The organism is Janthinobacterium foliorum (genome assembly GCF_978021625.1).
Map to the genome: position 1 here is coordinate 564,978 of NZ_CDXDQE010000002.1, position 25,754 is coordinate 590,731.

The window sequence follows — 25,754 nt, forward strand, 5'->3', positions numbered from 1 at the left end:
CTTGATGTAAAAATGCAACAGGAAACCGATGCTAAAAAATACTTAAAATTGCTTTGAAAAACTATTTCCGTACGTCAATGCTATACTTCCGGTTTGCTGGTCAGCGGCACTCCGCGCCGCCACACCCCAGGCTTGACCTCCATCGCCGCGTCCTGCGCGGCGCGCCGCGATGCACTCTGCGGCACCCGAAGACCCCGATCCCCTGCGCCTTGCGGCGCCTGTCCGCCCCTGCTGGCGGCGGCGATCATGACTATTAATTGTTAGGAAATACATGAAAAACCTGAACATCGGCAGCCGCCTTGGCGTCGGCTTTGCTGTCGTATTGCTGTTGCTGGCGACCTTGACCATCACCGCCATCGTGCGCATGCAAACGGCCAGCGACCTGACCTACCGTCTCATCAATACCAGCATCAAGAACCAGCGCATGGTGGCCGAATGGTCGAAGATCATTGAGGTCAACAGCGTGCGCGGCGTGGCCTCGTTCGAAATTGCCGACCCGGCCGTGCGGGCGAAGATCGAGGACGACCTGAAGGTCGATGCCGAGCGCTCCAGCAAGCTGCAGGACGACATCGTTGCTTCCCTGCGCAACCCCGGCGTGATCGAACAGTTCAAGGTGGTGCGCAAGGTGCGCACCGACTACGTGACGACGCGCGGCCGCGCCTTCAAGATGAAGGCCGACGGCGACGTGGCGGGCGCCAAGGAAGTGTTCGAGAAGGAAGTCACGCCCATCACCTCGGCTTACCTGGCTGAGGTGAAACGTTTTGCCGACATGCAGATCAAGGCGGCCGACGGCGTCGGCGCCAGCATCATCGATGCCTACAGCAGCACGCGCATCTTCCTCATCATCATGGGCGTGGCTGCCGTGCTGATGGGCATAGGCTTCGCCTGGTGGATCACGCGTTCGATCACCGGCCCCATCCGCGATGCCGTGAAAGTGGCAGAAACCGTGGCAGCTGGCGACCTCAGCAGCAACATCCGCGTGCAAAGCCGCGATGAAACGGGCCAGCTGATGCATGCCCTGAAAACCATGAACGACAGCCTGGTGACCATCGTCGGCCAGGTGCGCAGCGGCACCGACACCATCGCCACGGCGTCCGCCGAAATTGCCGCCGGCAACCAGGACCTGTCGTCGCGCACGGAGCAGCAAGCCAGTTCGCTGGAAGAGACGGCCTCGTCGATGGAAGAACTGACCAGCACCGTGAAACAGAATGCGGACAATGCGCGCCAGGCCAACAAGCTGGCCGGCGACGCGGCCGGCATCGCCAGCCGCGGCGGCGCCGTGGTGGCCGAAGTGGTCGCCACCATGGGCGACATCAACACGTCCTCGAAGAAAATCGTCGACATCATTTCCGTCATCGACGGCATCGCCTTCCAGACGAATATCCTGGCCCTGAACGCGGCCGTGGAAGCGGCTCGCGCGGGCGAACAGGGCCGCGGCTTCGCCGTGGTGGCCACGGAAGTGCGCAACCTGGCGCAGCGCTCGGCGGCGGCGGCCAAGGAAATCAAGGGCTTGATCGACGACTCCGTGCAGAAGGTCGACGTGGGCACGGACCTGGTCGACAAGGCGGGCAAGACGATGGAAGAAATCGTGCAAAGCATCGGCTTCGTCACCTCCATCATGAGCGAGATCAGCAATGCCAGCGAAGAGCAAAGCGCGGGCATCGAGCAAGTCAACCAGGCCATTTCCGAAATGGACCAGGTAACCCAGCAGAATGCAGCCCTGGTGGAAGAAGCGTCGGCAGCAGCCGAGGCGATGCAGGAGCAGGCCAGCGAACTGGCGCAGGTGGTCAGCGTGTTCCGTCTCGACGCGAACGCGGCCTCAAGCGACCGCTTCAGCGTGAAAGCGGCGCCGCGCAGCGCGCCGGCGGACGCGCCCGCCGCACCGGCACGCAAAGCCACGGCCCCTGCCCTGCGCCTGCCGGTGACGCGCAAGAGCGCCAAAGTGGCGAGCCCCGCCGAAGGCGAGTGGGAAGAGTTTTAATCCACCTTGTAAGCAGGGTTCCGCCAGCCGTGCGGCCATCGTTGCCGCGCGGCGTCAAGCCAGCCTGGCTGGCGCGGCCTCGATCAGTTGTGCCAGTTCGCGCGGCACGGATTGGCCCAGGAATTCCAGCGCCAGCGCGTCCGGATCGATGGCGGCATCGGCCGGCAAGCCATGCTCGAAGCCGCCCACCATGGTGCGGCAGAAATGCGGCGATGCGGGCCGCGTTTCCACGTACCAGCATCCCGCATGGCCTTGCACGAAGTATTCGCCGATAAAATAGCCGAGCATGGTTTTCACCCATTGCCAGCTTTCATCGCGGATGACGATGGTGCGCATGGCCGCATCGATGTACGGCAGGTATTCGGCCGCATGGGTCAGCACTTCATGCGCGGGCTGGATGCCCAGGCGCTCGACAAAATTCACCAGCGACGCGCCCAGCGCGTCATAGTAGGCATCGAAAGCCGCCTGGCTTTGTTGCAGCAATTGCTCTTGTTCGTTCGACAGCATTCACACTCCACAGACATTCAACAATTCCGTCCACTTCAAGAAATGGCGCGGAACAACGAGCGCATATTTTACGCCACGCGCACGTCCACGCCCGCGCGCTGCAGCAGCGCCTGGCTGCGGCCGGAGAGGTGCGTTACGTGCAGATGCTTGCCCGCCTTTGCGTAGCGCTCATATAAAGCCTCGATGGCGGCAATGGCCGAGTGGTCGGCCATGTGCAGGTGGCGGCAGTCGAGAATGACGCGCGCGGGGTCGGATGCGGGCTGGAACAGTTCCTGGAAATGCGTGGTCGAGGCGAAAAACAGGGTGCCGTGCGGCAGGTATACGCGCACGCCCGGCGTGTTGTCGTCCGTCTCGGCGCGCATCTCGCGCGCATGTTGCCAGGCGAAATTCAAGGCGGCGATGACGATGCCGCACAGCACGGCCGTCGCCAGGTCCGTCAGCACCGTGATCACCGTCACGGCGACGATCACCAGCGCATCCTGCTTCGGCACCTTGCCCAGCACGCGCAGCGAACCCCAGGCAAACGTCTGCTGCGCCACGACGAACATCACGCCCACCAGGGCGGCCAGGGGAATGCGCTCGATCAGCGGCGACAGGAACAGGATGAACAATAAAATCATCACGCCGGCCACCACGCCCGACAGGCGCGTACGCCCGCCCGAACTGAGGTTGATCATGGTCTGGCCGATCATGGCGCAGCCGCCCATGCCGCCAAACAGGCCCGACACCACGTTCGACGCGCCCAGGGCGATGCATTCGCGGTTCGGCTGCCCCCGCGTTTCCGTGATCTCATCGGTGAGATTGAAAGTAAGCAAGGTTTCCAGCAAGCCCACCATCGCCATCAGCGCCGCATACGGGAAAATGATGTGCAAGGTGGCCATGTCCAGCGGCACGGTGGGCCAATGCAGCGACGGCAAGCCGCCCGCGATGTGCGCGAGGTCGCCCAGGGTACGCGTGGGCAGATGCAGGAAATGGCTGAGCACGCCCACGCCGAGGATGGCCACCAGCGCCGGCGGCACGGCCCGCGTGATGCGCGGCAGCACGTAGACGATGGCCATGGTGAGGGCCACCAGCGCGCCCATCACGTACAAGGGCGTGCCCTGCAGCCAGGTTTCGCCTTGTGGCGTGGCTTGCCGAAAGTGTTCCAGCTGGGCCATGGCGATGATGATGGCCAAACCATTCACGAAGCCCAACATCACGGGATGCGGCACCATGCGGATCAGCTTACCCAGGCGCAAGATGCCGAACAGCGCCATCAGGATGCCGCTCAGCACCACGGTCGCCAGCAGATATTGCACGCCGTGCTGGGCCACCAGCGCGACGATAACGACGGCCATGGAACCGGCGGCGCCGGAAATCATGCCGGGACGTCCGCCAAAGATGGCCGTCAGCGCACAGATGATGAAGGCGCCATACAAGCCCATCAGGGGATTCAATTGCGCCACCAGGGCAAAGGCGATGCACTCGGGCACCAGGGCGAACGAGGTGGTCAAGCCGGCGAGGACATTTTTTTGCAGGTTCGGGAACCACTCATGCCGAAAAGTTGGGTTGATCATTGAGTCACATCCAGGGTTGGAACAGGGAAATGCCCGCGCGATGCAGAGTCATCGGGCGCAGCCATGCCAGCGTGCTTCACAAGGAAGCCGTGCCGGGGTCGAACGGCGAGGAAAATCGTCAGTGACTACATGGGTATGGCGGAAAGGGGAGATTCATCAGCGCACCAGGCGGTGCAGCCGAGCCTGCTGGCATTATACAAGATGCGCCGCGGGCAAAAAGCCGGGCAAAAAAATAGCCCGCTCGAAAGCGGGCTATCTTTTTCATCTGGAGGCGAGGACGGGAATCGAACCCGTCTAAACGGCTTTGCAGGCCGCTGCATAACCTCTTTGCTACCTCGCCAGAGGAACTGCTTGGATGCGCCTTGCGGCCCACCTTGAAAACTGGAGCGGGAGAAGAGTCTCGAACTCTCGACCTCAACCTTGGCAAGGTTGCGCTCTACCAACTGAGCTACTCCCGCATTGGAGCTTGGTGACTGCTTAATCTCGCCGTGCCAACTGCGTTACGGCGGATAAAAAAAGGAAGCCAGCTTAGCTTCCCTTTAGAATTCTGGAGCGGGAGAAGAGTCTCGAACTCTCGACCTCAACCTTGGCAAGGTTGCGCTCTACCAACTGAGCTACTCCCGCATTGGAGCTTCTATTTTCTGCCTGCTACTACCATCTTGCTGTACTGCTTCAGCTATCGCTGGAGCGGGAGAAGAGTCTCGAACTCTCGACCTCAACCTTGGCAAGGTTGCGCTCTACCAACTGAGCTACTCCCGCATACGAACCGCTATTTTACTGCTTTTTGCTACCGTTTACCAGTGCTGCTTTACTGCTGATCCAGTCTTCACTGGAGCGGGAGAAGAGTCTCGAACTCTCGACCTCAACCTTGGCAAGGTTGCGCTCTACCAACTGAGCTACTCCCGCAGTGGACAACATTGTATCAGAAGCTCTACTACATCGCCAGTACTACTTTTTACTACAGTCGCTGTTTTTACCTATGACACGATCCAGAAAACTGGAGCGGGAGAAGAGTCTCGAACTCTCGACCTCAACCTTGGCAAGGTTGCGCTCTACCAACTGAGCTACTCCCGCGTCATCAACAACAGGCCAGCATTATAGAGGGATTACAGGGGCTGTCAACGGGCAATATCTGGTCTTTTGCAAAATATTTGGGTCAGACGGGGACGCCGAGTCCCTTGGGGTCTGACCCCAGCTCTTGCGTTTGGGTTAAAAAGACGCCGGACCAATGCTATCGGCGTCCACCCACATCAATGCAGGTTGCCCGCTTTTTCCTTGATCAGCGGCCATGCCAGGCGCAAATAATAAAACATCGACCATACCGTCAGCACGCAGGCGATCCACAGCAGCTTCTCGCCCCACACGTGGGTGTCGATCGCGCCGAAGATGACTTCGTGATACAGCAGCAAGGGAATGGCCGTCATTTGCGCGGCCGTCTTGATCTTGCCGATCGAACTGACGGCCACCGATTTCGACGCGCCGATCTGCGCCATCCATTCACGCAGCGCGGAAATCGTGATTTCGCGGCCGATGATGATAAAGGCCAGCACGGCATTGACCCGGTCCAGCTGCACCAGCACCAGCAGGGCGCCCGCCACCATCAGCTTGTCGGCCACCGGATCGAGGAAGGCGCCGAAGGCCGACGTCTGGTTCCAGCGCCGCGCAAGGAAGCCGTCGAACCAGTCGGTCACGGCGGCAACGATGAAGACCAGGGTGGCGACGAGGTTCTGGTCGCCGTGCAGGAGCATCGACGGCGGCAGGTAAAACACGCCGACGACGAGCGGGATCAGGGCCACGCGCAGCCAGGTCAGGAGGATGGGAATATTAAAAGGCATAAGGAAGCAATCGGCCGACGGGTAAATTGAACATGAAGAAAGCGTGAAGAAAGCGCCACTAGTCTACATGGCCCGGGGGTATTAGCCTAGTCCAGTTGCGGCTGCGCCGGACCAGGCCTTCATGGAAGCTGCACGAAACCGCAGCGAGCGTCAGCGCGGCGCGGCGCGGCGCCCCCGCCGGCCCGAGAAGCGCAACCGTACCGGACGCGGAAGCGCCGCGCCAGCGAGCACCGCAGGCCGCACATTGCGATGCGCAGCAGGTTTGGCGAGGCATTCTAATGCAACTGCCTGTAAATCTCTTCTGCCAGCTGCGTGGAAATCCCCTCCACCGACATCAGGTCCTCGACGCTGGCGTCGACCACGCCGCGCAAGCCGCCAAAGCGCGACAGCAGTTTCTGCCGGCGCTTGGCGCCGATGCCCTCTATCTCTTCCAGGCGCGACGTCTGGCGCGTCTTGGCGCGCTTGGCGCGCATGCCGGTGATGGCAAAGCGGTGCGCCTCGTCGCGGATCTGCGCGATCAGCATCAGGGCCGCCGATTCCTTGCCCAGTTCCTGCGGCGGACGGCCATCGACGAACAGCAGGGTTTCCAGGCCCACCTTGCGCCCCTCCCCCTTGGCCACGCCGACAATCAGGCTGATATCGAGTCCCAGCTCGGCGAACACCTGGCGCGCCATTTCGATCTGTCCCTTGCCGCCGTCGATCAGCACCACGTCGGGCATCACGCCGTCGCCATTCGCCACTTTTTCGTAGCGGCGCATCAAGACCTGGCGCATGGCCGCGTAATCATCGCCGGGGGTGATGTCGTTGATGTTGTAGCGGCGGTATTCGCCGTTCTGCATGGCGTGGTGGTGGAACACCACGCACGACGCCTGCGTCGCCTCGCCCTGCGTGTGGCTGATGTCGAAACACTCCACGCGCAGGCTGTCGAGGTCTTCCGTTTCCAGGCGCAGCGCTTCGGCCAGCGCGCGCGTGCGCGACTGCTGCGACCCCTGTTCGGACAGCAAGCGGGCCAGCGAAATCTCGGCGCCCTTCTGCGCCATTTCCAGCCACTGGCGGCGCTGCCCCTGAGGCTGGAAGATCAGGTTGATGCGGTGGCCGCACTGCTCCATCAGGGCCACCATCAGGGCCGGCTGGTCGAATTCAATGTTCAGGATCAGGGTGCCGGGAATGAATTTTTCCGTGTAGTGCTGGGCCAGGAAGGCGGCAAGCACTTCCACCTCGATGGGCTCTTCGGCAATCGCCGCCGCATCGCTGAGCTGGCTGGGGAAATACGCGCGGTCGCCCAGGTGGCGCCCGCCGCGCACCATGGCCAGGTTGACGCAGGCGCGCCCGCCCTGCACCAGCACGGCGATGATGTCGACGTCGGCGTCGCCCGTCGTTTCCATGCTTTGCTGGTGCAGCACGCGCGACAGCGAAGCGATCTGGTTGCGCACCACCACGGCCTGCTCGAATTTCAGTTCGGCGGCAAAGGCATGCATCTTCTTTTCCAGGTCGGCCATCACTTCGCTCTGTCGCCCGCGCAGGAAGCGCGCCGCGTTTTCCACGTCGTTCTTGTAGTCTTCCTTGCTGATCAGGTCCACGCACGGCGCGCTGCAGCGGCCGATCTGGTGCAGCAGGCACGGCCGCGTTCGGTTGGCGTACACGCTGTCCTCGCAGGTGCGGATCAGGAACACCTTCTGCAGGATCTGCATCGATTCCTTGACGGCCCAGGAACTGGGGAACGGCCCGAAATACTGGTTTTTCTTGTCCACCGCGCCACGGTAATACACCATGCGCGGCGCATCGCCATTGGTAATCTTCAGGTAGGGATACGACTTGTCGTCGCGGAACAGGATGTTGTAGCGCGGCTGCAGCGCCTTGATCAGGTTGTTTTCCAGGATCAAGGCTTCCGCCTCGCTGTGCGTGACGGTGGTTTCCAGGCGGGCGATGCGCTCGACCATCATGGCGATGCGGGGGCTGGCCAGGTTTTTCTGGAAATAGCTGGACACGCGCTTTTTCAGGTCGCGCGCCTTGCCGACGTACAGCACCTTGTCGGCGGCGTCGAAATAACGGTACACGCCGGGCAGGTTCGGCAGCTTGGCGACGGTGGCCAGCACCTGCGCGCGCGGGTCGGCTGGCGTTTCCGCCAAGGAAGATTCTGGGCTTGCTTCGGTCATTGCTGGCTCTTAAATGGGGTCGGACCCGCCGGGGAAACACGTCCCGGTGGCACGCATTCCGATCGAAAAGACTGGCCCCGGCATCTCATTGCTACTCCGCCTGTTCCACGATCACGAATGCGACCGCGTACTCTTCTTCATCGCTGATGGTCACTTGCGCGCTCAGGCGGTGCTGTTCCATGAACGCCGCCAGCACGCCGCTGCAGACGATCATCGGCTTGCCGCTGGGATGGTTCAGCATCTGCGCGGCGGGCCACGTCATCGGCATGCGCAAGCCCAGGCCGATGGCCTTGGAAAACGCTTCCTTGGCGGCAAAGCGCGTGGCCAGGAAGCGCACGCCGCGCACGGCGTTCTTGGCGCTGCGGGCGCGGAATTTTTCCATCTCCTGCGGTCCCAGTATCTTCATGGCGAAACGCTCGCCATGCCGGGCCAGGGCCGCCTCGATGCGGGGGATCTTGCAGATATCGGTGCCGATGCCGTAGATCATGCTGCCTCCTTGCTATCCGTGGTCAAGCCCGGTGGCCGAGGCGCGTGGCTACCATGATGGCCTTCATTTCGCGCACGGCGTTTTCCCAGCCGACAAACACGGCGTGCGCGACGATGGCGTGGCCGATGTTCAGCTCGGCAATATCGGGAATGGCGGCAATCGCCTGCACATTGGTGTAATGCAAGCCGTGGCCCGCATTGACCTTCAAGCCGCGGCCCACGCCGAACAGCACGCCCGCCTTGATGCGTTCCAGCTCCGCCAATTGCCCGGCGCCTTCGGTGTCCGCGTAGCGGCCCGTGTGCAGCTCGATCACGGGTGCGCCGAGTTCGGCGGCGGCGGCGATCTGCTGCTCGTCGGCATCGATAAACAGGCTGACGCGGATGCCCTCGCCTTGCAGCTGCCGCACGGCCGCCTGCACTTCCTTGAAATAGCGCACCACGTCGAGACCGCCTTCGGTTGTCACTTCCGTGCGCTTTTCCGGTACCAGGCAAACGTCCGCCGGCTTGATGCGGCAGGCGAAGTCGATCATTTCCTGCGTGACGGCCGCTTCCAGGTTCATGCGCGTGAGCAATTGCGGCGCGATGGCGATCACGTCCGCATCCTTGATATGGCGGCGGTCTTCGCGCAAATGCAGGGTGATGGCGTCGGCACCCGCCTGCTCGGCCAGCAGGGCCGCGCGGATGGGGTCGGGATAGGCGGTGCCGCGCGCATTGCGCAAGGTGGCCACGTGGTCGATGTTGACGCCCAGGTCGATGACGGGGCCGGAAGGCTGCAAGAAGCTCATGGTGGTATCCGTAAAGTGCGGCTATGCTGTAAAGCACTACTATAGCTGCATTAAATCAATCAGTATCTGGCGCGTGTTCAAGGTGGCGCCGCCCAGCTGGTGGGCCAGCAAGAAACGCATCAGCAGCTTGCTTTGCGCCTGCGTGGCCACATCCGTGTATTCTTCGCGCTCCATGTCGAGCAGGGTCTTGCCCGTGATCTTGGGCCAGGCATCGGCGGCGCGTGCCGGACGCGGCCCCCGTTCCGGGTCCACCACGTACACCTGCCCCGCGTCGACGGCCTGGCGCGTGCCCGTGCAGCGCGTCAGGTCGGCCGCCACGCCCGTTTCCTTGAGCAGGGCGCGCTCGAACTTGCGCAGCACGATGGGCGGCGGCTCATTGTGCGCCAGTTGATTCAAGGTGGCAACGTAGTGGTCGAACAGGACGGGGTGCGGGTCGTCGCGCGCCAGCAGCTTCACCAGCAATTCATTCAAATAGAAGCCGCACAGCAAGGCCGTCTTTTCCAGCGGCAGCATGCCGCCCACCCATTCGGCGCCCGTCAAGATGCGCAGTTCGGATTTCCCCGTCCAGCCCGCTTGCAGGGGCTGGAAAGTCTGCAGCACGCCGCGCAACTGCGAATGGGGCCGCTTGGCGCCCTTGGCGACGAGCGCGATGCGGCCGTACTCGCGGGTAAACACGTCGACGATGAGACTGGTTTCTTTATGCGGATAGCTGTGCAGCACGAAGGCTGGCTGGCCCGTGACCTTGCCGTCGCGCGCGGGCGGACGGCTGCGCCGCGGTGCTGCGGGAGCTGCGGCCGGCGGCGCGATGGCTGCCGGCGCGGGGACGACGAGGGTGGCTGGCGCAGGATCGTGCAGCGCTGGCGTGGTGGTGCTCATGCGTGTGGCGTCGCCCCCGGGTTGCGGATTACTCGTAGCCGTAGGCGCGCAAGCCCGCCTCGTTATCGGCCCAGCCCGACTTGACCTTGACCCAGATTTCCAGGTACACGGGGCCGCCGAACAGCTTTTCCATGTCCAGGCGGGCCTGGGTGGAGACTTCCTTCAGGCGCGCGCCCTTGTTGCCGATAATCATGGACTTGTGCGTGTCGCGCTCGACCAGGATGGCGGCAAACACGCGGCGCAGATCGCCTTCCTGCTCGAATTTCTCGATCAGCACGGTGCTCGTGTACGGCAGTTCGTCGCCGACGAAGCGGAACAGCTTTTCGCGCACGATTTCCGAGGCGAGGAATTTCTCGCTGCGGTCCGTGATGTCGTCCGGGCCAAAGATGGGCTGGTTTTCCGGCAAGAAGCGCTTGATCTCGTTCTGCAAGCCTTCCAGCTGGAAATGCAGCTTGGCCGAGACGGGCACGATGGCGGCGAAATCGCGCATGGCGGCGATCTTTTGCGCGAACGGCAGCAGCACGGCCTTGTCCTTGACGCGGTCCGACTTATTGATGACGAGGATGCATGGCACTTCCTTCGGCAGCAAATCCATCACTTGCTGGTCGGCCGGGCCGAAGGTGCCCGCCTCGATCACGTACAAAATGACGTCCGAGGAAATCAGGGTGTTGGTGACGGTCTTGTTCAGCGTCTTGTTCAGCGCGTTCGAATGGCGCGTCTGGAAACCAGGCGTGTCGACGTAGATGAATTGCGCGTCCGGCACCGTCTGGATGCCCGTGATGCGGTGGCGCGTGGTTTGCGCCTTGCGCGAAGTGATGCTGACCTTCGCGCCGATCAGCACGTTCATCAGGGTCGATTTGCCCACGTTCGGGCGGCCCACGATGGCGATATAGCCGCAGCGGAAGTTGTCGGGCATTTTGGTGGCTGTCATGCTAGTGTCGATTCTGTGTAGTGCGAGCGGCGATCGCCGGGGCCGCGGGGGCCTGCGCGTCGTCGCTCTGGATGGTGGCAATGCCGGCCAGCTTGAGCTGGGCGGCGCGCGGTTTTGGCTTGCGGCTGGCGGCGGGCGACTTCAAGAGTGCCTGCTCGGCCACGTCCAGCGCCAGTTTGGCGGCGGCTTGCTCACCGGCGCGGCGGCTTCCGCCACGGCCGTAGACCTGGATATTCAATTTCGGCACCAGGCATTCGATCTCGAATTCCTGGCTGTGGGCGGCGCCGTGGGTGGCCACCACGTTGTACTGTGGCAGCGAAATTTTCTTGCTCTGCAAAAATTCCTGCAGCAGGGTCTTGGCATCCTTGCCCAGGGTTTGCGGATCGACCGAGTCGAGGATGGGGATATAGAAGGCGCGGATCACCGTGCTGGCCGCATCGAAACCCGTGTCGAGGAAGATGGCGCCCAGCAAGGCTTCCAGGGTATCGGCGAGGATGGACGGACGGCGGAAGCCGCCCGATTTCAATTCGCCTTCGCCCAGGCGCAAAAATTGCGACAATTCCAGCTTTTGCGCGATTTCGTACAGCGACTGCTGCTTGACCAGGTTGGCGCGCAGGCGCGACAGGTCGCCCTCGTCGATGGCCTTAAAGCGTTCGTACAGGATGGCAGCGACCACGCAGTTGAGGATGGAGTCGCCGAGAAATTCCAGCCGCTCATTATGCAAACTGCTGTGGCTACGATGCGTCAAGGCTTGCTGCAACAGGCCAGCATCCTGGAACGTATAGCCTAAACGGGTTTGCAATAGCTGAAGATTCATTGTTGTTTCTGTGTCATCTGAGTAATTCGGCTGGCCGCCGCGCGGGGAATCGGCGCGGCAGCCATGGGCGGTCTGTCTCTGCAGACCTGGCCGGCTTAGTGTATGCCGCCCACGCGTTTCGGATTGCTGAAGTTCATCCACACCAGGAAAGCCTTGCCGACGATGTTTTCGTTCGGCACGAAGCCCCAGTAGCGGCTGTCCGCACTGTTGTCGCGGTTGTCGCCCATCATGAAGTAGTTACCTGCCGGTACCACACACGTAAAACCGTCTTCGTTGTAGTCGCACGCTTCCTTGTGCGGGAAGTCCTTGACTTCACGCAAGTTCAACGTGGGAGCAGGCTCGTCGTTGAGGATGCGGTGGCTTACGCCCGTCAGGTTTTCTTCCAGCTGCTTGTGGTACACGGTGCTTTCATCGTCCAGGTAGTCGTCCAGCGGCGTGTACTGCACTTCCTTGCCGTTGACCGTCAAGCGCTTGTTTTCATAGGTGATTTTATCACCGGGCACGCCGATCACGCGCTTGATATAGTCTTGCGACATATCTTTCGGGTACTTGAAGACCATCACGTCGCCGCGCTGCGGGTCGTTCACTTCGATGATGCGCTTGTTGACGATCGGCAAACGGATGCCATAGGTGAACTTGTTCACCAGGATCAGATCGCCCACCAGCAAGGTCGGCACCATCGAGCTCGACGGGATCTTGAATGGCTCGTACAGGAACGAACGCAGGCAGAACACGAGGGCGATGACGGGGAAGAAGCTGCCCGAATACTCAACCCATGTCGGCTGGCGCAACAGGGCCGCCTCGATGGCGGCACGGCTGCCGCCGGCATCGGACTTGATGCCTTCGGCCGACAGCTTGGCCTGGCGCGCGTCGAACTCGGCCAGGGCGCGGTCGGCCGCCTTGCGGCGCTGCTTGGACAGGTAAAACACGTCGAGGCACCAGACCAGGCCCGTCAGCACCATCAGCACGAACAGGATTAAAGCGAAATTTCCTAAGATCACTTGCAGGTTCATTTATCGTCCACTTGTAAAATTGCCAGGAATGCTTCTTGCGGGATCTCCACGGAACCCACTTGCTTCATGCGCTTCTTACCCGCTTTTTGTTTTTCCAGCAATTTTTTCTTGCGGCTGATATCGCCGCCATAGCACTTCGCCAGCACGTTCTTGCGCAAGGCCTTGACGTTTTCACGCGAAATGATGTTGGCGCCGATGGTGGCCTGGATGGCCACGTCGAACATCTGGCGCGGAATCAGTTCGCGCATCTTGGCGGCCACCTGGCGGCCACGGTACTGGCTGTTCGAACGGTGCACGATGATGGCCAGCGCATCGACTTTTTCGCTGTTGATCAGCATGTCGACCTTGACCACGTCGGCCGCGCGGTATTCCTTGAACTCGTAATCCATCGACGCATAGCCGCGCGACGTCGATTTCAGGCGGTCGAAGAAGTCCAGCACGATCTCGGCCATCGGCATTTCATACACCAGCTTGACCTGGCGGCCGTGGTAGCTCATGTCGAGCTGGATGCCGCGCTTGGCGATGCACAGCGTGATCACGGAACCCACGTATTCCTGCGGCATGTACAGGTTGACGGTGACGATAGGCTCGCGCACTTCTTCGATGCGCGACGGGTCCGGCATCTTCGACGGATTGTCGACGTTGATCAGGGTGCCATCGCGCTGGATCACTTCGTACACCACGGTTGGCGCCGTCGTGATCAGGTCCATGTCGAATTCGCGCTCCAGGCGCTCCTGCACGATTTCCATGTGCAGCAAGCCCAGGAAGCCGCAGCGGAAGCCGAAGCCCAGCGCCTGCGACACTTCCGGCTCGTACATCAGGGCGGCGTCGTTCAGTTTCAGTTTTTCCAGCGAATCGCGCAGCGCGTCGTACTGGTTCGCTTCCACGGGGAACAGGCCGGCAAACACTTGCGGCTGCACTTCCTTGAAGCCGGGCAAGGGCTCGGCGGCAGGACGGCTGACCAGGGTCACGGTGTCGCCCACTTTCGCCGCTTTCAATTCCTTGATGCCGGCGATGATGAAGCCCACCTGGCCAGCGGACAGTTGCGGCAAGGATTGCGAACGGGGCGAGAACACGCCGATGTCTTCCACCAGCTGCACCGAGTCGGTGGCCATCAGGCGGATCTTGTCCTTCGGTTTCAGGGTACCGTTGACCACGCGCACCAGCATCACCACGCCCACATACGGGTCGTACCACGAGTCGACGATCAGCGCCTGCAGCGGCGCGTCCGGATCGCCCTTCGGCGGCGGCACCTTGGCGATCAGCGACTCGAGCACGTCCTGCACGCCCAGGCCCGTCTTGGCAGAGCAATGCACGGCGTCGGCCGCATCGATGCCGATCACGTCTTCGATCTCGGCAATGGCGTTCGGCGGGTCCGCGTTCGGCAAGTCGATCTTGTTCAGCACGGGCACCACTTCCACGCCCAGGTCCAGCGCCGTATAGCAGTTGGCGACGGTTTGCGCTTCCACGCCTTGCGAGGCGTCAACCACCAGCAGCGCGCCTTCGCAGGCGGACAGCGAACGCGATACTTCATAGCTGAAGTCGACGTGGCCCGGCGTATCGATCAGGTTCAGATTGTAGATCTGGCCATCGCGCGCCTTGTAGTGCAGGGCCGCCGTTTGCGCCTTGATGGTAATGCCGCGCTCGCGCTCCAGATCCATCGAATCGAGCACCTGCGCCTCCATCTCGCGGTCGGACAAGCCGCCGCACAATTGAATGATGCGGTCAGCCAGGGTCGATTTACCGTGGTCAATATGGGCGATGATGGAGAAGTTGCGTATGTTATTCATTAACTAATATATGTGCGAGTGACAACACTGCTTTAACAGGAATCAAGGGGATCATGTCCGGGCCAAACAGGGCCAGAAACGGGCGCCCCACTCATGATGAAAAAAGCGCTCCGAGCAGGACATCTGCATGCCCAGGCGAGCGCTTTTGAAGCGACAGAAGCTGCTGCCTCGGACAGTAGCTTTTTCGACCTCCCCATTTTACCGGATTTCAGAGTAGAAAGCCCGTCTTTCAGAGGCCGGCGCCGGGGCAAGGCCACAAATCTGCCTGTATTCAGCACCAGGATGGTGCAATACGGTGGAAATATTGCCAGTTAGGCTACACCAGGCAACGCCGCACGGCCGCTTCATCGAGGAAATAATGGCACAGCTCCGGCTGCGCCAGGTCGCCGAACAGGACCGGCACCAGCTCGTCGTAGCGGGCCAGCAAGGCGGCGTCCGGCGACGCATCGATATCGATGACGTCTACCGTGAACGGCTTGCCAGGCGGCTGCAGCAGGAGCAAGGCGTCGAGCATGTCCTGGCATAAATGGCAATAACTGCGGGAATAGAGGGTGAAGTGCATGGCCGGCAGGATACCGCATCCCGGCGGCGGCCGGGACGCGGAACAGTCAAATATTACTTCGCCGACGGACGCAGCGGCACGAACTGCGCCACATCGCCACGGCGCACCAGCACGGCCGCGGATTTCTTCGGATCGAGCTTGGCCACCAGCGCATTGAACTGCTTGGCATCCTTCACGGCAACGTTATTCAGCTGCAAAATGATGTCGCCAGGCTGCAAGCCCGCCAGGGCCGCCACGCCGTCAGCATCGTCGACCTGCACGCCGCCGTCGATTTTCAGCTCCTGCTTCTTGGCCGCCGGCACGTCGCTCACCTTCAGCCCCAGCGCATTGACCGCTTGCGCCTCCGGCTCCCGGGCACTCTTCTTGGCCGTTTTCTCGCCTTCCAGCTCGACTACGGTGACGGGAATGTCCTGCTGCGCGCCCTTGCGCCAGACGGTGACGGTGGACTTGCCATTGACCGGGGCGCCACCGACCAGGCGCGGCAGGTCGGACGAACGCTCGATGACGGTGCCGTTGAATTTCAGGATGATATCGCCCGGCTTGATGCCCGCCTTGTCGGCAGGACCGTCCGGCTCCACCATCGACACTTGCGCGCCCTTGGCGTTCGGCAAGCCCAGCGATTGCGCCACTTCCTTGCTCACTTCGCCGATCTGCACGCCGATGCGCCCGCGCACCACCTTGCCCGTCTTTTTCAGCTGCTCGCCCACGCGCATGGCTTCATCGATGGGCACGGCAAACGAAATGCCGTTATACGCGCCGGACAAGGTGGCGATCTGCGAGTTGATGCCGATCACTTCACCGCGCATATTGATCAGCGGGCCACCCGAGTTGCCGGGGTTGACGGCCACGTCGCTCTGGATCAGCGGCAGGTAGTCGCCCGTATCGCGCGACTTCGCGGAAATGATGCCGGCCGTCACCGTATTTTCAAGGTTGAACGGCGAGCCGATGGCGATTACCCACTCGCCCACGCGGATCTTGTTGGAGTCGCCGATGGTCAGGCGCGGCAAGTTGCCGCCTTCGATTTTCAGCAGGGCCACGTCGGTGCGCGCATCGGCGCCGATCACCTTGGCCTTGAATTCGCGCTTGTCCGTCAGGGTCACGTACACCTCATCGGCGCCGTCGACCACGTGCGCATTGCTCAGCACGTAACCGTCCGCCGAGATGATGAAACCGGAACCGACGCCGCGTTGCACTTCCTGTTCCTGCGGCACGGCGCGGCGGCCACCGCGCGGCGCCTGCTGGCGCGGCGTCGGCATGGCGCCGCCGAAGAAGCGGCGCAGGAATTCCTGCATTTCCTGCTCGTCCTGGCCACCCATGCCAGGCCCGGCGCCTCCCATTTTCAGGCGCTCGGTGGTGCGGATGTTCACGACGGCAGGACCGACGGCATCGACCAGGTCCGAAAAATCAGGCAGCTTCACGGCGGGCACGGCCGCCTGCGCTTGCGGCGCCAGGCCCAGCATGGTCGGGGCGAAAAAGACGCCAGCCGTACCGAACAATAAGGCGGAAAGCGTCTTCACTGAAAACGTCTTGCTGGCGGCACACATGTTTTTTTTCATGGAAAGGATCTTTTCGAATATTAAAACGGATCAGGCGATTGCCCGCGTGCATGATTCGCCGTCATCACGACCATTCCAGGGCAGGCACACCCGGGCGCACGCATGGCAAACCATGCAACAATATATCGCAAAAGCAAGATATTGCCTGCGCCTAGTGTCAATCGTGCAGAAGGCCGGTGTCAAGAGCGGAAGGTGGAAGTTAAGCCTCGCGTAAGGGACAAGAGCGCTCACCGGCGTTGCGCCAGCGGCCCCGCTTCCAGCGGCTCGGGCAAGCCCGGCGGCACGATGCTGCCGGAAACAGCCGCCAGCGCGCCTTCCGCCGCCGCGCCCCGATCATCGGCCAGGCGGCTGGCCAGCCGCGCATCGAAACCGGCCCGCAACTCATGGCCGCACAGATCCGAGCGCAAGGCATCGCCGATGCGCCGATAGGCGTCCCAGGCTTGCCGTCCGGACTCCGTGTCGAGGGCGGCAAACGCCAGCTCGAGCTCACTGGCCGCCAGCTCGCCATCGGCCAGGGCGGAAATAATCTCGTGCAATCGTGTGTGCGTATCCATGATAGGCCCTGCCATGTCAAGAGGATCGGTGCGGAAACCGGGCGCAGCCATGCCAAACCCCATACTCATCAGATTACCAGCGCTTGTCAATCGGCATGTCCAGCAAAGGCTTCAATTTCTCCGCGATCACTTCGCGCGCGCGAAAAATGCGGCTGCGCACGGTGCCGATGGGACAAGCCATGATCTCCGATATTTCTTCATAGCTCAGTCCCTCGATCTCGCGCAGCACGATGGCCGTGCGCAACTCGATGGGCAGCACATCCATGGCGGCGTTGACGGTCGCCGCGATCTGCTTGCTGGCCAGCACCGATTCGGGTGTATTGTTGTCGCGTAACTTGTTGCCGTCATCGAAGGACTCCGCCTGCTCGGCATCGGCATCGCTGGACGTGGCGGCGCGCCGCCCCTGCGTGACGAGATAATTCTTGGCCGTATTGATGCCGATGCGGTACAGCCAGGTATAGAAGGCGGCCTCGCCGCGAAAATGGCGCAGTGCCCGGTACGCCTTGATAAAGGTTTCTTGCACCACATCCTCGGCCTCCGCCGGGTCATGTACCAGGCGCGACACCAGGCGCATCAGCCGACGCTGGTACTTCGATACCAGGACGTCAAATGCCCGCTTGTCGCCCGCCTGCACCCGCTCGACCAGCAACTGGTCATACTCGCGCTCTGTCCTCACGCCCAATGTCCCTGTAGTCATGCAGCGTGGGCGCCTGTATGGATATAGAGTTGGCCCGCTGCAAGAAGTTCAGTGTTCGTCCCACTTTTATTCTTCCTCTCCCCGCGCCGCGATGGCCCGGCACGCCACGGCCAGCGGACGGAAGGCGGCACAGCCGCGCCTCCGCTGCGCCAGCACGGCCGTGCGTCGCCCCGCATCATCGGCCAGGCACAGCACCAGCAGCGACGGCCACAAGGTAGAGCCCGGCAACAAACGCCATACGGGCGGCGCCGGCAATACGGGTGGCGCTGGCGATGCCGGCGGCAATGGCGTCACCCCCGGCGCCCGCGCGGCCGGCATCGCCGCCCCGGCCGCCAGATCCCCGGGCGCCGTGCCATGTTCCAGATATACCGCCAGCCGCAGCTGCCCAACCGGCGAAATATCAAGCGCCCAGGGCTTTCTGCGCGCGCGCAGCAAAAGCAGCAAAAACGCGCCGCCAGCCGCACTCAGCACTGCACCGCAGCCCTCCAGCGCATAGCCGCCGACCAGTTCGCCAAGAGCGGAAGCAGGAACAGGCGCACTAGGCCACAGTCCGCACAAGGGCACGGCAGCCAGCACGGCACACAGGCCCAGCACCGCTTGCAGCCAGCGCAAACAGACAGGCGTGCGAATGACCACCGAGACAGCGATTGACATACAACATGGGAAAAAAAGGCGCGCCGGCAACATGCCGGGCAAATTCAGGCGCCAACGAATGTTGGCGCCGAATCAGCGCTCACTACGGTTTGACCGCAGCGAGCGCTTGAAAGTTCCTGCTTATTTCGCTTTGCCGAAAATCAGCGTGCCATTCGTGCCGCCGAAGCCGAACGAATTCTTCACTGCATAATCGATCTTCATTTCACGCGCCGTGTTGGCACAGAAATCGAGATCGCAAGCCGGATCCTGGTTGAAGATGTTAATGGTCGGTGGCGACACCTGATGGTGTACTGCCAGGACCGTAAACACGGCTTCCAGACCGCCCGCGCCGCCCAGCAAATGGCCCGTCATCGACTTGGTCGAGTTGACAACCAAATTCTTGGCATGCTCGCCGAAGGTGCGCTTGATGCCCATCACTTCCGCCACGTCGCCTTGCGGGGTCGACGTGCCGTGCGCGTTCAGGTACTGAATCTGATCCGGGTTCAAGCCTGCGTTGTTGAGCGCCGCGATCACCGATTTGCTGCCGCCGCTACCATCTTCCAGCGGCGAGGTCATGTGATAAGCATCTGCGCTCATCCCGAAACCATGCACTTCGGCATAGATCTTGGCACCACGGGCCACCGCGTGCTCGTACTCTTCCAGCACCATGACACCGGCGCCCTCGCCCAGCACGAAGCCGTCGCGGTCGGTATCCCACGGACGCGAAGCCGTTGCCGGATCGTCGTTGCGGGTCGACAAGGCGCGTGCCGAGGCGAAACCGCCCAGGCCCAGCGGCGACACGGTCGATTCAGCACCACCGGCGATCATGACGTCGGCATCGCCGTACTCGATCATGCGCGCTGCGGCACCGATGCTGTGCAAACCGGTGGTACACGCCGTAACGATCGCCAGGTTCGGGCCCTTCAGACCATATTTGATCGAAAGGTTGCCAGAGATCATGTTAATGATCGAGGCAGGCACGAAAAATGGCGAGATACGGCGCGGACCGCGCTTTTCGTACTCGGACTTGGTTTCCTCGATCAGCGGCAAGCCACCGATACCGGAACCGATGATGACGCCGATACGCTCGGCGTTCTCTTCGGTGACTTCCAGACCGGAGTCCTGGATCGCCTGGATGCCCGCAGCCATGCCGTAATGGATAAAGGTATCCATGTGGCGGGCTTCCTTACCGGAGATGTAATCTTCGATATTGAAACCTTTGACTTCACCGGCAAAATGCGTGGTGAATGGCTGTGCATCAAACTTGGTAATCGTGGCAATGCCGGATTTACCTTCAATGATTGCGCCCCACGCCTCGGCAATAGTATTGCCGACAGGTGAAACGCAGCCCAGGCCGGTGACAACAACACGACGGTTTTTAGAACGGCTCAAGCGATTCTCCTGAAGTCGGTCAGACAGGCTTAGGCCTTGACGTGTGCAGTGGCGTAGTCGATCGCCTGTTGCACGGTGGTGATTTTTTCAGCTTGTTCGTCAGGGATTTCCATTTCGAATTCGTCTTCCAGGGCCATCACCAGTTCCACGGTGTCCAGGGAATCGGCGCCCAGGTCGTCGACGAAGGAGGATTCGATTTTGATGTCTGCTTCTGCAACGCCCAGTTGCTCAGCGACGATTTTCTTAACGCGTTGTTCGATATCCGACATGTTATGGCTCCAAAGTGTGTGTTACGGAAAGTGCGCGCATTTTATCAGGTTTGCGCGTCCGAATACTAATTTCGGTGTCTGCTGCTAATTCGACCGAAGCTGCTGCTAAAAGATGCGATTATAGACAAAAACGGCCCGTGAATCATGCCACAAATGGCCGCCCCGTCTAGCGTTCACATCAATTCATGTACATACCGCCGTTCACGTGCAGGGTCGTGCCCGTGATATACGCCGCTTGCGGCGAGGCCAAAAAGGCCACTGCGGCAGCCACATCTTCCGGCTTGCCCAGACGGGACAAGGGAATCTGCGTCAACAGCGCCGCGTGCTGCTCTTCGCTCAGCGCCTTGGTCATGTCGGTATCGATGAAGCCCGGCGCGATGCAGTTCACCGTAATGTTGCGGCTGCCGATTTCACGCGCCAGCGCGCGGCTCATGCCTTCCACGCCGGCCTTGGCCGCCGCGTAATTCATTTGCCCCGGATTGCCCGACGAGGCAACCACCGACGTGATATTAATGATACGCCCAGTTTTGGCTTTCATCATGCCGCGCAGTACGGCGCGCGACAGGCGACCCACGGCGGACAGGTTCGTCAGAATCACGCTGTCCCACTCTTCATCCTTCATGCGCATGGCCAACTGGTCTTGCGTGATGCCCGCATTGTTGACCAGGATCGACAGGCTGCCGTAGGTTTTCTGCACTTCATCGACGACTTGCGCGCAGCGCGCCGCATCGGTCACGTTCAGGACCAGGCCCTTGCCCGTCACGCCTTCGGCGGCCAGGTAATCGGTGATGGCTTGCGCGCCGCTTTCCGAGGTGGCGGTGCCGACCACGGTGGCGCCCTGTTTGCCCAGTTCGGTGGCGATGGCGCGGCCGATGCCGCGCGATGCGCCCGTGACCAGCACGACTTGATTTGCTAAATTCATGAGTATCCTTAAAGATGGCTGGCGGCAGTCATCGTTGCGCTGCCGCTTGCTGTTTACTTGAGCTGCGTCAAAATGCGTTCCAGCGAGGCCTGGTCGACGATGGCGTCGCCCACCAGCACGGGATCGATGCGCTTGGCCAGGCCCATCAGGACCTTGCCCGGACCGCATTCGATCACTTGCGTGATGCCGTCGGCGGCCACTTTCTGCATGGTTTCCACCCAGCGCACGGGACTGGCCGCCTGGCGTACCAGCGCATCCTTGATGCCGGCCACATCGTTGACGATGGCGACGTCGACGTTGTTGATCAGGGCGATCTGCGGCGCGGCGAAAGTCAGGCCGGCCATGTATTCGCGCAGACGGTCAGACGCAGGCTTCAGCAGCGACGAGTGGAATGGCGCGGAGACGGGCAATTTCATGGCGCGCTTGGCGCCCTTGGCCTTGGCCAGTTCGCAGGCGCGCTCGACCGCAGCCGTGTGGCCGGCGATGACGACTTGCGCAGGCGCATTGAAGTTGACGGGCTCGACCACCAGGGCCGGATTTTCCGCCGCTGCTGCCGCGCACACGGCGCGCACGTCGTCATCCGACAGGCCCAGCACGACAGCCATCGTGCCCTGCCCGACGGGCACGGCTTCCTGCATGGCTTGCGCGCGGAAACGCACGAGCGGCACGGCATCCTTGAAATCGATGACGCCGGCGGCGACCAGCGCCGAGTATTCACCGAGGCTATGACCGGCAACGACCGTCGGCAATGGGCCGCCGGCGGCCAGCCAGGCGCGGTAGAACGCCACGGCGGCCGTCAGCATCACGGGCTGGGTGTTCGTCGTCAGGTCCAGCTCTTCCTTCGGACCTTCGGCGATCAGCTTGCCCAGGTCGAATTGCAGGGCATCCGACGCTTCGGCCACGGTCTGGGCCACGACCGGATTGCCGGCGAAGCCGTCGAGCATTGCAATCGCTTGCGAGCCTTGGCCTGGGAAAACAAAAGCAAATTGTGTCATGGTGACTCCGTTTTGATTTTTTGGTATTCGAGTTACGGTATGGCAGTTTCCTTACCCCAACGGCAAAGGCCGGGGCCAGTCCCGCCGGGTCTGACCCCGGCGCGAAACAGCTTACATCCTTGCCAGCACGGCGCCCCAGGTAAAGCCGCCGCCCACGCCTTCCATCATGACGTTGTCGCCCTTCTTGACGCGGCCATCGCGCACGGCGATGTCCAGGGCCAGCGGGATGGAGGCGGCCGAGGTGTTGCCATGCTGGTCCACCGTGACGACCATCTTTTCCAGCGGCAAGCCAAGTTTCTTGGCCGTGCTGTTCATGATGCGGATGTTCGCCTGGTGCGGGATCAGCCAGTCGATCTGGTCCGAGGTCATGTTGGCGTGCTCCAGCGCTTCGTGGGCCACTTTTTCCAGCACCGACACGGCCAGCTTGAATACGGCCGGGCCGTCCATGTACAGGAAGGCGCTGCCGTCGAGCGCGCCGCCGGCCAGGCTGCCCGGGACGCTGAGGATGTTCGAGTGGCGGCCGTCCGCGTGCAGCTTGGTGGCCAGGATGCCCGGCTCCGCGGAGGCCGTCATGACGATGGCGCCGGCGCCGTCGCCGAACAGCACGCAGGTGCCGCGGTCATCGAAATTGAGGATGCGCGAAAACACTTCGGCGCCGATCACCAGCACGTTCTTGTGCATGCCCGATTGAATGAAACTGTCGGCGGTGGCGACCGCATACACGAAGCCGCTGCAGACGGCTTGCACGTCGACGGCGGCGCAATTGTTGGTGATGCCCAGCTTGTTTTGCACGATGCAGGCGGTGCTGGGGAAGCTGCCGAAGAAATCGGGGGTCGAGCTGGCGACGATGATCAGGTCCAGGTCGTTGCCGTTCAGGCCGGCCATTTCCAGGGCCTTTTTGGCCGCTTCCACGCCCAGGTCCGAGGAATTTTGCGTCGGCGCCGCGTAATGGCGCGCCGAGATGCCGCTGCGCGAGACGATCCATTCATCCGACGTCTCGATGCCCTTGGCGGCGAGCTGTTCGGTCAAATCCTGGTTGGTGACGCGCTTTTCCGGCAGGTAGCTGCCGGTGCCGATAATTTTGCTGTAGATTTTGCTAAAAACAGTCATGCAAGTACCCGTCCACTAAATGGTAGAGCTTGTTGATGTAGGTTCGTCCGGTACTGGCGTGCGCGGCATCAGCTCGGCGATCAGGCTGGCCAGGTGCGCTTGCACGTCATTTTTTGCCGCATCAAAGGCGCGGCGCAAGGCCCATTCGAAGGAATAGGCATCGGCGCTGCCGTGGCTCTTGAAAACGAGTCCACGCAAGCCCAGCAGGCTGGCGCCGTTGTAACGCGACGGATTCAGGCGGTTGCCGATGGCTTTCAGGGCCCCGCGGGCGATCAGCGCGCCCAGCATGGTAATCGGATTGCGCTTGAATTCGGAAGTAAGCACGTCTTTCATGAAGCGCGCCAGGCCTTCGATGGCTTTCAGGGTGACATTGCCGACAAAGCCGTCGCAGACGACGATATCGGTGGTGCCCTTGAAGATATCGTTGCCTTCCACGTTGCCGTAGAAGTTCAGCGCGCCACGCTCGTGGTCGGCTTGCAGCAGCTTCGAGGTGAGTTTCACCACTTCATTGCCCTTGATATCTTCCGTGCCCACGTTCAGCAAGCCGATCGTGGGACGTTCGATGCCTTCCATGGCGGACACGAGCACGGAACCCATGATGGCGAACTGGTGCAGGTGATGCGGTTCGCAATCGACATTGGCGCCCAGGTCCAGCATGTAGGTGGGACCGTTCTTTTGATTCGGCAAGATGCTGCAGATGGCCGGGCGGTCGACGCCGGACATGGTTTTCAATACATAGCGCGACACGGCCATCAGGGCTGCCGTATTACCGGCGGAGACGGAGGCTTGCGCCACGCCGCTCTTGACCTGTTCGATGGCCACGCGCATGGACGAATCCTTCTTGCGGCGCAGGGCCACTTCCAGGGGGTCGTCCATGGTAACTTGTTCGGAGGCATGCAGTACCGACAGGCGCGGATGCGTGTCGGCTTTATGTTTTTTCAGTTCGGCACGGATCACGTCTTCCAATCCAACAAGGATCAGTTCGGCTTCAGGCTCATGTTTTACGAAGGAAATTGCTGCGGGGATAGTGACTGAGGGACCGTGATCTCCGCCCATGCAGTCGATAGAAATTTTGATTGTCATTTGGTTTGATTCAGTACCGCTGCGGGCTTGCGGCAAGATGTGAATCGGACTGGAGCATACCAAGGCGGCATATGTCACCACAGCTCTGGCAAGCTTGATTCAAAATGACGGTGTGCAAGATGAATTGCAGCCGATAAAAAAGAAGAAGCGGCGCCACGCCGAATAACCACGTAACACCGCTTTCATCTTACCCAACAAAAACGTCGATTACTCGTCGTTTTTGGTCTTCAGCACTTTACGGCCACGATAGAAGCCGTTAGGGCTGATATGGTGACGCAGGTGGGTTTCGCCGGTTACTGGCTCGACGCTCAATTGCGGCGCGACCAGGAAGTCGTGCGAACGGTGCATGCCGCGCTTGGAAGGGGTTTTCTTGTTCTGTTGAACTGCCATGATGACTCCTAATACATAAGTTCTAAAATTTTAGCACATTCGATTAGCAAATACATGCGAATCGAGTATCCCAGCGGCAAAGACTACCCGAAAATAGCCCGGACCGACATCGTTTATTACAATTACATTTCACTACACTTGCCATACTCGATTACTACACGCGTTTGACACGTTCTTTACTGGAAGCATAAAAACCTGCTGCGCTTCCCGCCATCGCCCCGATGTTGCCCAGCCTACCTTCGTACGCTTGCGCTACTCAAGACGCTATCGGGCCGCTCGCTACGGTTTTTGAGGCCCCCTACAAAACCACCACTACTACTTAACTTATTCTGGCTTCAAGTCTTTCAGTGCCGCGAACGGCGACTTCTTTTCAGTCTTGAGAGCATCGAGCTGCGCCGTATCGGGGCAGACGTCGTGTTTGGGTACCTGCGGCAGGGCCAGCAAGGCTTCATCTTCGATCAGGGCCGAGGCATCCATGTTGCGGCTGCCGACGATCACGTCGATCGTTTCATCGTTGATGATTTCTTCGATCTCGTCGGCATGCTCGTCATCCTTGCCCAGCATCAAAACAGTCGAAGAATCAATCGCGTAAGCATACGGAGTCAGGCAGCGCTGGCAAACCAGCTGAACGGTGCCGTTGACCGACAAGGTCAGTTGTGGGTAGCCCAGCTTACTGGTGCCGCCAACGACCTTCCAGGCGATCTCGCCGGAAGCATCTGCACAATCCTTGGTCAACCGGGTCATTTCAGCGACAGGAGTTACACCCTCGCGGCTCCCGCTGATACGACAAAAATCAAAGGCGTCGATCACAAAAGCATTCATTGGTAGAAAATTTCCCCGGAAAACCTGCGATAATAA

At 61.2% G+C, this 25,754-nt stretch carries 25 protein-coding genes and 6 tRNA genes; 1 reads left to right on the forward strand and 30 read right to left on the reverse strand.

The window, feature by feature from the left end:
• The first annotated feature begins 271 nt into the window (after positions 1 to 271).
• Positions 272 to 1,981, forward strand: a complete 1,710-nt coding sequence (locus ACZ92H_RS06905; RefSeq protein ID WP_465048791.1) for a methyl-accepting chemotaxis protein — start codon at positions 272 to 274, stop codon at positions 1,979 to 1,981.
• A gap of 54 nt (positions 1,982 to 2,035) precedes the next feature.
• Here the strand turns inward: ACZ92H_RS06905 and ACZ92H_RS06910 are convergent, their stop codons facing one another.
• The 30 genes from ACZ92H_RS06910 to ACZ92H_RS07055 form a co-directional block, all read right to left on the reverse strand.
• Complete coding sequence (locus tag ACZ92H_RS06910) at positions 2,036 to 2,488, reverse strand: hypothetical protein (RefSeq protein WP_465048792.1); 453 nt, start codon at positions 2,486 to 2,488, stop codon at positions 2,036 to 2,038.
• A 68-nt stretch (positions 2,489 to 2,556) separates the two neighbouring features.
• Positions 2,557 to 4,044, reverse strand: a complete 1,488-nt coding sequence (locus ACZ92H_RS06915) for a SulP family inorganic anion transporter (RefSeq protein WP_465048793.1) — start codon at positions 4,042 to 4,044, stop codon at positions 2,557 to 2,559.
• A gap of 266 nt (positions 4,045 to 4,310) precedes the next feature.
• Positions 4,311 to 4,384 (reverse strand) — tRNA-Cys (locus ACZ92H_RS06920).
• Between the two features lie 42 nt (positions 4,385 to 4,426).
• Positions 4,427 to 4,502, reverse strand: a tRNA-Gly gene (locus tag ACZ92H_RS06925).
• Between the two features lie 90 nt (positions 4,503 to 4,592).
• A tRNA-Gly gene (locus ACZ92H_RS06930) sits at positions 4,593 to 4,668 on the reverse strand.
• Positions 4,669 to 4,727: 59 nt separating this feature from the next.
• Positions 4,728 to 4,803 (reverse strand) — tRNA-Gly (locus tag ACZ92H_RS06935).
• A 71-nt stretch (positions 4,804 to 4,874) separates the two neighbouring features.
• A tRNA-Gly gene (locus ACZ92H_RS06940) sits at positions 4,875 to 4,950 on the reverse strand.
• 92 nt (positions 4,951 to 5,042) lie between these two features.
• A tRNA-Gly gene (locus ACZ92H_RS06945) sits at positions 5,043 to 5,118 on the reverse strand.
• Positions 5,119 to 5,294: 176 nt separating this feature from the next.
• Positions 5,295 to 5,879, reverse strand: coding sequence for a CDP-diacylglycerol--glycerol-3-phosphate 3-phosphatidyltransferase (gene pgsA / locus ACZ92H_RS06950; RefSeq protein ID WP_034749601.1), 585 nt, complete (start codon positions 5,877 to 5,879; stop codon positions 5,295 to 5,297).
• A gap of 275 nt (positions 5,880 to 6,154) precedes the next feature.
• The gene (uvrC, locus tag ACZ92H_RS06955; RefSeq protein ID WP_131372952.1) at positions 6,155 to 8,035 is read right to left on the reverse strand and encodes an excinuclease ABC subunit UvrC; all 1,881 of its coding nucleotides are present in this window, start codon (positions 8,033 to 8,035) and stop codon (positions 6,155 to 6,157) included.
• 91 nt (positions 8,036 to 8,126) lie between these two features.
• Positions 8,127 to 8,522 (reverse strand): holo-ACP synthase, encoded by a 396-nt coding sequence (acpS, locus tag ACZ92H_RS06960; protein ID WP_131372951.1) that lies wholly within the window; start codon positions 8,520 to 8,522, stop codon positions 8,127 to 8,129.
• A gap of 22 nt (positions 8,523 to 8,544) precedes the next feature.
• Positions 8,545 to 9,306: a pyridoxine 5'-phosphate synthase gene (gene pdxJ / locus ACZ92H_RS06965; protein ID WP_465048794.1), complete on the reverse strand. Its 762-nt coding sequence runs from the start codon at positions 9,304 to 9,306 to the stop codon at positions 8,545 to 8,547.
• 39 nt (positions 9,307 to 9,345) lie between these two features.
• Complete coding sequence (gene recO, locus ACZ92H_RS06970; protein ID WP_131372949.1) at positions 9,346 to 10,182, reverse strand: DNA repair protein RecO; 837 nt, start codon at positions 10,180 to 10,182, stop codon at positions 9,346 to 9,348.
• A 28-nt stretch (positions 10,183 to 10,210) separates the two neighbouring features.
• Positions 10,211 to 11,113 carry a GTPase Era gene (gene era / locus ACZ92H_RS06975; RefSeq protein WP_034749612.1) on the reverse strand — a complete coding sequence of 301 codons (903 nt, stop codon included), beginning with the start codon at positions 11,111 to 11,113 and terminating at the stop codon, positions 10,211 to 10,213.
• 1 nt (position 11,114) lies between these two features.
• Positions 11,115 to 11,930 (reverse strand): ribonuclease III, encoded by an 816-nt coding sequence (gene rnc, locus ACZ92H_RS06980; RefSeq protein WP_131372948.1) that lies wholly within the window; start codon positions 11,928 to 11,930, stop codon positions 11,115 to 11,117.
• 95 nt (positions 11,931 to 12,025) lie between these two features.
• The gene (lepB, locus tag ACZ92H_RS06985) at positions 12,026 to 12,943 is read right to left on the reverse strand and encodes a signal peptidase I (protein ID WP_131372947.1); all 918 of its coding nucleotides are present in this window, start codon (positions 12,941 to 12,943) and stop codon (positions 12,026 to 12,028) included.
• Positions 12,940 to 14,733 carry a translation elongation factor 4 gene (gene lepA / locus ACZ92H_RS06990; protein WP_131372946.1) on the reverse strand — a complete coding sequence of 598 codons (1,794 nt, stop codon included), beginning with the start codon at positions 14,731 to 14,733 and terminating at the stop codon, positions 12,940 to 12,942. Before lepA ends, lepB begins: the two co-directional genes overlap by 4 nt.
• A 316-nt stretch (positions 14,734 to 15,049) precedes the next feature.
• On the reverse strand, positions 15,050 to 15,295 hold the full coding sequence (locus ACZ92H_RS06995; protein WP_465048795.1) for a glutaredoxin family protein: 246 nt from the start codon (positions 15,293 to 15,295) through the stop codon (positions 15,050 to 15,052).
• 53 nt (positions 15,296 to 15,348) lie between these two features.
• Positions 15,349 to 16,851, reverse strand: coding sequence for a DegQ family serine endoprotease (locus ACZ92H_RS07000; RefSeq protein WP_465048796.1), 1,503 nt, complete (start codon positions 16,849 to 16,851; stop codon positions 15,349 to 15,351).
• Positions 16,852 to 17,078: 227 nt separating this feature from the next.
• Entirely contained in the window at positions 17,079 to 17,405 is a 327-nt protein-coding gene (locus ACZ92H_RS07005; RefSeq protein WP_465048797.1) for an RseA family anti-sigma factor, read from the reverse strand.
• A 73-nt stretch (positions 17,406 to 17,478) separates the two neighbouring features.
• Positions 17,479 to 18,102 carry an RNA polymerase sigma factor RpoE gene (gene rpoE, locus ACZ92H_RS07010; RefSeq protein WP_035820241.1) on the reverse strand — a complete coding sequence of 208 codons (624 nt, stop codon included), beginning with the start codon at positions 18,100 to 18,102 and terminating at the stop codon, positions 17,479 to 17,481.
• Positions 18,103 to 18,168: 66 nt separating this feature from the next.
• Positions 18,169 to 18,756, reverse strand: a complete 588-nt coding sequence (locus tag ACZ92H_RS07015) for a hypothetical protein (RefSeq protein ID WP_465048798.1) — start codon at positions 18,754 to 18,756, stop codon at positions 18,169 to 18,171.
• Positions 18,757 to 18,876: 120 nt separating this feature from the next.
• Entirely contained in the window at positions 18,877 to 20,127 is a 1,251-nt protein-coding gene (gene fabF / locus ACZ92H_RS07020; protein ID WP_071322906.1) for a beta-ketoacyl-ACP synthase II, read from the reverse strand.
• Between the two features lie 29 nt (positions 20,128 to 20,156).
• Positions 20,157 to 20,396, reverse strand: coding sequence for an acyl carrier protein (acpP, locus tag ACZ92H_RS07025; RefSeq protein ID WP_008449912.1), 240 nt, complete (start codon positions 20,394 to 20,396; stop codon positions 20,157 to 20,159).
• A gap of 178 nt (positions 20,397 to 20,574) precedes the next feature.
• Complete coding sequence (gene fabG, locus ACZ92H_RS07030) at positions 20,575 to 21,318, reverse strand: 3-oxoacyl-ACP reductase FabG (RefSeq protein WP_131372941.1); 744 nt, start codon at positions 21,316 to 21,318, stop codon at positions 20,575 to 20,577.
• Between the two features lie 53 nt (positions 21,319 to 21,371).
• Positions 21,372 to 22,313, reverse strand: a complete 942-nt coding sequence (fabD, locus tag ACZ92H_RS07035) for an ACP S-malonyltransferase (RefSeq protein WP_131372940.1) — start codon at positions 22,311 to 22,313, stop codon at positions 21,372 to 21,374.
• 111 nt (positions 22,314 to 22,424) lie between these two features.
• A complete protein-coding gene (locus ACZ92H_RS07040) occupies positions 22,425 to 23,423 on the reverse strand; it encodes a beta-ketoacyl-ACP synthase III (protein WP_465048799.1) in 999 nt (332 codons plus the stop codon).
• 15 nt (positions 23,424 to 23,438) lie between these two features.
• Entirely contained in the window at positions 23,439 to 24,506 is a 1,068-nt protein-coding gene (plsX, locus tag ACZ92H_RS07045) for a phosphate acyltransferase PlsX (protein WP_035820253.1), read from the reverse strand.
• Between the two features lie 207 nt (positions 24,507 to 24,713).
• Positions 24,714 to 24,896, reverse strand: coding sequence for a 50S ribosomal protein L32 (gene rpmF, locus ACZ92H_RS07050; RefSeq protein ID WP_010399517.1), 183 nt, complete (start codon positions 24,894 to 24,896; stop codon positions 24,714 to 24,716).
• A gap of 324 nt (positions 24,897 to 25,220) precedes the next feature.
• Positions 25,221 to 25,718, reverse strand: a complete 498-nt coding sequence (locus tag ACZ92H_RS07055) for a YceD family protein (RefSeq protein ID WP_465048862.1) — start codon at positions 25,716 to 25,718, stop codon at positions 25,221 to 25,223.
• Positions 25,719 to 25,754 lie beyond the last annotated feature (36 nt).